Here is a 2,974-nt window from a genome sequence, read left to right as displayed (position 1 = left end):
GGAAAAGCGGGACAGGTGAGACCCCGCAGGAGCGTAAGCATTGATGCGGCTCACCGCCCGCCCGCGGAAAGCGAAACGCCTGGAACGGAAATCAACAGCCGCATTTTAAAAACTAAAAAAGAAGAATGTAGAGAAACTCGATTTCCACCCGAGTTTGTCTACAGTCTGAGGAGCGTCCAGAACACTGGACTCTCCTTTTTTTCATTAAGCTAATTCAATTAATAAATCACCTGTGCTGATTGCTTCTCCATTGTTTACATGTATTGCTTTTACGGTTCCTGAGTAAGGAGCTTGTACAGTAGTTTCCATTTTCATTGCTTCATTAATAATTAAATGGTCTCCCTGCTTAACCTGATCTCCTTTTTCCACAACTACTTTAATAACAGTCCCTGGCATTGTCGCACCAATATGAGACTTGTTCTTTGGATCTGCTTTTTGTTTCGTTGTTACCGAGGATGTAACACTTTCATCTTTAATGATTACTTGACGTGACTGTCCATTCAAATCGAAGTAAATAGCCCTTGTGCCGTCAGCTAGAGGCTCACCAATTGAAATTAGTTTAACAATAAGTGTTTTTCCGACCTCTATCTCCACTTCTATTTCTTCCCCAAGTCTCATTCCATATAAGAAGGTTGGCGTATCAAGACTTGACAAATCTCCAAATTGTTCAAGAGTTCTCACGTAATCAAGAAACACCTTTGGATATAGGGCATAGGCTAAAAGATCGAAATCCGTAACTGGACGGCTGATTTCGTTAAATAGTTCTTCTCTTAGGGCCTTGAAATCAACTTCGTCAAGTAATTCTCCCGGGCGAACTGTAATAGGCTGCTTACCTTTAAGAATGACTGTCTGAAGTTCTTTCGGGAACCCGCCTTCTGGCTGGCCTAAATACCCTTCAAATAACTCAATGACTGAATCAGGAAAATCAATTGTTTTACCTTTTTTCAGGACAGATTCTTCGTCTAACTCATTTTGTACCATAAACAAGGCCATATCACCCACAACCTTAGAAGAAGGCGTCACTTTGACAATATCACCGAACATAGCGTTCACACGGCTGTACATTTCCTTCACATCATCCCAGCGATCTCCAAGTCCTACAGCTTTTGCCTGCTGTTGAAGATTGCTGTATTGACCTCCTGGCATTTCATGCTTATAGACTTCTGTATGAGGAGCATTCATTCCACTCTCGAAGTCTTTATAATATTTCCGAACATCTTCCCAATACGTTGAAAGTTGTTCAAGTGGTTTAATTTCAATTGTTGGTTGTCGTTTAGTGCCTTCAAGCGCATAATATAATGTTTGAGCACTAGGCTGCGAAGTTAATCCTGCCATAGACCCTAATGCCGTATCCACAATATCGACTCCTGCTTCTATCGCTTTTGCATACATAAACGTACCGTTACCCGCTGTATCATGAGTATGAAGATGAATGGGAATAGAAATGGTCTCTTTTAATTCGGAAATCAATCGATAGGCACTTTCCGGTTTCAATAGACCTGCCATGTCCTTGATAGCGAGGATATGTGCTCCTTGGTTTTCAAGTTCTTTAGCCATGTTTTTATAATAATCTATATTATACTTTCTACGGCTCGGATCATTTATATCGCCAGTATAGCAGATGGCTGCTTCAGCGACTTTACCTGATTGACGAACCGCATCAATCGCAACTTCCATACTTTTAACCCAATTTAGACTATCAAAGATTCTAAAAACATCAATGCCGGCATTTGCTGATTTATCAACAAATTCACGAATAACATTATCAGGATAATTTTTATAACCGACTGCATTTGAAGCACGAAGCAGCATTTGCAGTAATACATTGGGTACCTTTTCACGAAGACTAAGAAGCCTGTCCCACGGATCTTCTTTTAAGAAACGATAGGCTACATCAAAGGTTGCTCCACCCCATACTTCCATTGAGAATAAATTAGGAAGTAGTTTTGATGTAGGCTCAGCAATCTGCAATAGATCGGACGTTCTAACACGAGTAGCAAGAAGTGATTGATGTGCATCACGGAAGGTTGTATCCGTAATCAGCACCTCATTTTGTGCTTTTATCCAATTTATAAGACCGTCAGCGCCATGTTGATCTAGTATTTGTTTACTGCCGTCTTTTGTGATAATGTTCTTTGTTTCTGGAACAGCAGGATAATCAAAAACTGGTTTCTTTTGCTGTTCAACTCCTGGGAAACCATTAACCGTTACATTGCCGATATAAGATAACATCTTAGTCCCGCGGTCTTTACGAACTGGGAATGTAAACAGTTCAGGCGTAGAATCGATAAAGGATGTATCATATTCACCTGAACAGAATTTCTCATGTTTCACTACATTTTCAAGGAAAGCAATATTCGTTTTAATTCCGCGAATTCGGAATTCCTTCAGATTTCGCACCATTTTGGACGCAGCTTTTTCAAACGTCATCGCATGGACAGATAACTTCACTAATAAGGAGTCATAATAAGGAGTAATTACTGCTCCCTGAAAAGCATTACCTGCATCTAAACGGACACCAAATCCACCGCTGGAACGGTACGCCATAATGGTTCCTGTGTCAGGCATAAAATTATTTAAGGGATCTTCTGTGGTGATCCTTGATTGGATTGCATATCCATTCGTAGTGATTAGAGATTGCTCAGGGATTCCGATGACATTATCGTGCAGGTCATGTCCTCTTGCTATCAAAATCTGTGACTGAACGATATCAATGCCGGTAACCATTTCAGTTACCGTATGTTCAACTTGTACACGTGGATTAACTTCTATGAAATAAAACTCATTATCTGCAACCAAGAACTCAACTGTACCTGCATTCACATAATTAACATTTTTCATTAAATGCACTGCTGCATCGCAGATCTGTTCACGTAAATCTTCAGAAACGGAAACGGAAGGTGCAACCTCTACCACTTTTTGGTGACGGCGCTGTACGGAGCAATCACGTTCATATAAATGGACGATATTTTGA

1 protein-coding gene is annotated in these 2,974 nt (G+C 40.5%); it reads right to left on the bottom strand.

Annotation, left to right across the window (positions count from 1 at the left end; genetic code table 11):
• Positions 1 to 204: 204 nt before the first annotated feature.
• The coding region (gene pyc, locus AC52RT_RS17715) for a pyruvate carboxylase (RefSeq protein WP_495541971.1) at positions 205 to 2,974 on the bottom strand (2,770 nt) is incomplete at its 5' end.

Source organism: Peribacillus sp. (genome assembly GCF_059453735.1).
The sequence above is the reverse complement of the archived record's forward strand: the minus strand, read 5'-3'. Positions and strand labels throughout refer to the sequence as shown.